Source organism: Streptomyces oryzae (assembly GCF_017676365.1).
In the GTDB taxonomy this organism is placed as follows: Bacteria; Actinomycetota; Actinomycetes; order Streptomycetales; family Streptomycetaceae; genus Streptomyces; species Streptomyces oryzae.
In genome coordinates, this window is sequence record NZ_JADKMA010000347.1 from 1 (window position 1) to 3,606 (window position 3,606).

The following is a 3,606-nucleotide window of genomic DNA, read 5'->3' on the forward strand; positions in this document are numbered from 1 at the left end:
GCTTGACGTCGTCACGCGGCGCCGACCATAATTCATCACATGATGAATAAGCCTCCACCCGGACCCGCCGAGGCCCCGACGGCGAGTCGACCCGCCGTCCACGCCCGCGACCTCACCGTCGTCCGCGGCAGCCGCCGGGTCCTCGACAAGCTCTCGTTCGATGTCGAACCCGGCACCGTCACCGGCCTCCTCGGCCCCTCCGGCAGCGGAAAATCCACCCTCATCAGGGCGATCGTCGGCACCCAGGCCAAGGTCACCGGCACCCTCGACGTCCTCGGCAGGCCGGCGGGCACACCCGCGCTGCGCTCCCGCGTCGGCTACGTCACCCAGTCCCCGTCCGTCTACGACGACCTGACGGCGCGACAGAATCTCGACTACTACGCCGCGGTCCTCGGCATCCCGCGCGCCGACCGCGCGGCCGCCGTCACCCAGGCCCTCACCGACGTCGACCTCACCTCGCACGCCGACGACCTGGCCGGCAACCTCTCCGGCGGCCAGTCCTCCCGCGTCTCCCTGGCCGTCGCCCTGCTGGGCACCCCCGAACTGCTCGTCCTGGACGAGCCCACCGTCGGCCTCGACCCGGTGCTCCGCCGCGACCTGTGGAACCTCTTCCACCGCCTCGCCGCACGCGGCGCCACCCTGCTGATCTCCTCGCATGTGATGGACGAGGCGGACCGCTGCGAACGCCTGCTCCTTATCCGGGACGGCACCCTGCTGGCCGCCGACACCCCGCAGGCGCTCCGCGAGACCACCGGCAGCGAAACCGTCGAGGACGCCTTCCTCAAGCTGGTCGAGTCGGCGCGCGACGGGGCCACCACACACCCGCAGTCCCACCAGGCAGCCCACACCCCGCGAGGCACCTCATGAACGCCGCCCGTACGCTCGCCACCGCCCGCCGCGTCCTGCGCCAACTCGCCCACGACCCCCGCACCATCGCGCTGCTGCTGCTCGTCCCGGTGCTGCTGCTCGTGCTGCTCTACTACGTCTTCGACGCGGACCGCCGCTCCTTCGACAGCATCGGCGCCTCGCTGCTGGGCATCTTCCCGCTGGTGACGATGTTCCTGGTCACCTCCATCGCCACCCTGCGCGAACGCACCTCCGGCACGCTGGAGCGGCTGCTGTCCATGCCCCTGGGCAAGGCCGACCTGATCCTCGGCTACGCGCTGGCGTTCGGCGCGCTCGCCACCGTCCAGGCCTCCGTCGCCACAGGTGTGGCCGTCTGGCTCCTGGACCTCGACTTCGCCGGCTCGCCCTGGCTGCTGCTGCTCATCGCCCTGCTCGACGCCCTGCTGGGTACGGCGCTCGGGCTCTTCGTCTCCGCATTCGCCGCCTCCGAGTTCCAGGTGGTGCAGTTCATGCCCGCGATGATCTTTCCCCAGATCCTGCTGTGCGGACTGTTCGCGCCCCGCGACAGCATGCAGCCCGCGCTGGAGGCGATCTCCAACGTGCTGCCCATGTCCTACGCCGTCGACGGCATGACGGAAGTCCTCCGGAACGCGGACGCCACCGGGGACTTCGTCCGCGACGCGGTCATCGTCGCGGGCAGCGCGTTCCTCGTCCTGTTCCTGGGCGCCGCCACCCTCCGCCGCCGTACGGTCTGACCAGTGCCCACCTGGTGCGAGGATTGGACTCCAGTCCGACGAGGCTCTCCCACGAGGCCCTCCCCCGAGGCACGAGGTGAAGCACCCCATGACCACCCAGAAAGTCGCCGTCCTCGGCACCGGCAAGATCGGTGAGGCGCTGCTCTCCGGCATGCTCCGAGGCGGCTGGTCGCCCTCCCGCCTCCTGGTCACGGCGCGCCGCCCGGAACGCGCCGCCGAGCTGCGCGAGCGCTACCGCGTCGAGTCCGTCAGCAACGCCGAGGCCGCCAAGACCGCCGACACCCTCATCCTCACGCCCAAGCCGCAGGACATGCCGGCCCTGCTGGACGAGCTCGCCCCGCACGTCCCCGCCGACCGCCTGGTGATCAGCGGCGCGGCCGGCATCACCACCCGCTATCTCGAACAGCGCCTCGCCGAGGGCACCCCGGTCATCCGCGTGATGACCAACACCCCGGCCCTCGTCGACGAGGCGATGTCAGTGATCTCCCCGGGCAGCCACGCCACCGAGGAACATCTGAAGCTCACCGACGAGATCTTCGGCGGCGTCGGCAAGACCCTCCGCCTCCCCGAGAGCCAGCAGGACGCCGCCACCGCACTGTCCGGCTCCGGCCCCGCCTACTTCTTCTTCCTGGTCGAGGCCATGACCGACGCCGGCATCCAGCTCGGCCTCCCCCGCGACAAGGCACACGAGCTGATCGTCCAAGCCGCCGTCGGCGCCGCCACGATGCTCCGCGACGGCGGCGAACACCCCGTCACCCTCCGCGAGAACGTCACCTCTCCAGGCGGTACGACGATCAACGCCATCCGCGAGCTGGAGAACCACCGCGTACGGGCCGCCTTCATCGACGCCATCGAGGCAGCCCGCGACCGCAGCCGCGAACTGGGGAGCTGACGGGGCCGGGGAGGGGGCGCCCCATGCCTGCACTTTCGACAGATGTCCCGGACGATCCCGCCGCGTACCGTGACCGGTGTGAACCCCCTGGCACGCGCCCTCACTCCCCGGCCCTGGCTCCGCGAGCTCCTGCGCCGCCGACGGGTCCGCGAAGGGCTGGCCGATCTGGCCCTGTGGCTGTTCATGGCCTACCCCCTCCCCACCCTCACCGAGGTCCCGCTCTGGCTGCGGGTGACCGCAGCACCCCTGCTCGCCGTCGCGGCGCCGCTCAGCCGCCGGGCCCCGCTGGCCGCCGCGGCCGTCCCCGCAGCCCTCGGCCTCGCCGCCACCCCCGAGCTGTTCACCAGCACCTTCAGCCCGGCCCTGGTCGCCCTCAGCTTTCTGCTGGGCCGCCGTACGCAGCACGCGCGCCCCTCGCTCGTCGCCGCGCTCGCCCTCTGCATCGTGGGGCTCGCCCTCTCCCTCACCCTGCCGGGCAGCGACCTGTGGGACTGGTTCACTCTCGTCACGACGGTCCTCTTCGCCGCCGTCCTGCCCTGGCTGCTGGGCCGCTTCCGCCGCCAGCAGTACGAACTCCACAGCGCGGGCTGGGAGCTGGCCGCCCGCATGGAACGCGAACAGCAGCTGGTGGCCGAACGCACCCGGCTCCGCGAACGGTCCCGCATCGCCGGCGACATGCACGACTCCCTCGGCCACGACCTCAGCCTCATCGCCGTACGCGCCGCCGCGCTCCAGGTCTCCCCAGGCGTGGACGACGCCGCCCGCGCCTCCGCAGCCGAGCTCCGCCAGGCCGCCGCCGACGCCACCGAACGCCTCCGCCAGATCATCGGCCTGCTCCGCCAGGACACGACCGACAGCGCGCAGCTCCCCGCCACCGAGACCGTCCCCGACCTGGTGGCCCGCACCGCAGCCTCCGGCGTCCCCATCACCCTGCACCGGCACGGAACGGACGACACCCCCCAGGCCGACGCCGACCTGCCCCCACTCGTCGCCCGCGCCGCCCACCGCGTCGTCCAGGAAGCCGTCACCAACGCCACCAAGCACGCCCCCGGCTCCACCATCACCGTCGAACTACGCCGCGGTACCGCCGCACTGGATGTGACGGTCCACAAC

General features: G+C 72.1%; 4 protein-coding genes. All 4 read left to right on the forward strand.

The window, feature by feature from the left end; translation table 11 throughout:
- Positions 1–39: 39 nt before the first annotated feature.
- Positions 40–867, forward strand: a complete 828-nt coding sequence (locus ITI46_RS33785) for an ABC transporter ATP-binding protein (protein WP_372452140.1) — start codon at positions 40–42, stop codon at positions 865–867.
- On the forward strand, positions 864–1,601 hold the full coding sequence (locus ITI46_RS33790) for an ABC transporter permease (protein ID WP_209243771.1): 738 nt from the start codon (positions 864–866) through the stop codon (positions 1,599–1,601). Before ITI46_RS33785 ends, ITI46_RS33790 begins: the two co-directional genes overlap by 4 nt.
- An 88-nt stretch (positions 1,602–1,689) precedes the next feature.
- Positions 1,690–2,493 carry a pyrroline-5-carboxylate reductase gene (gene proC / locus ITI46_RS33795; protein WP_209243773.1) on the forward strand — a complete coding sequence of 268 codons (804 nt, stop codon included), beginning with the start codon at positions 1,690–1,692 and terminating at the stop codon, positions 2,491–2,493.
- A gap of 42 nt (positions 2,494–2,535) precedes the next feature.
- The coding region (locus ITI46_RS33800; protein ID WP_247746999.1) for a sensor histidine kinase at positions 2,536–3,606 on the forward strand (1,071 nt) is incomplete at its 3' end.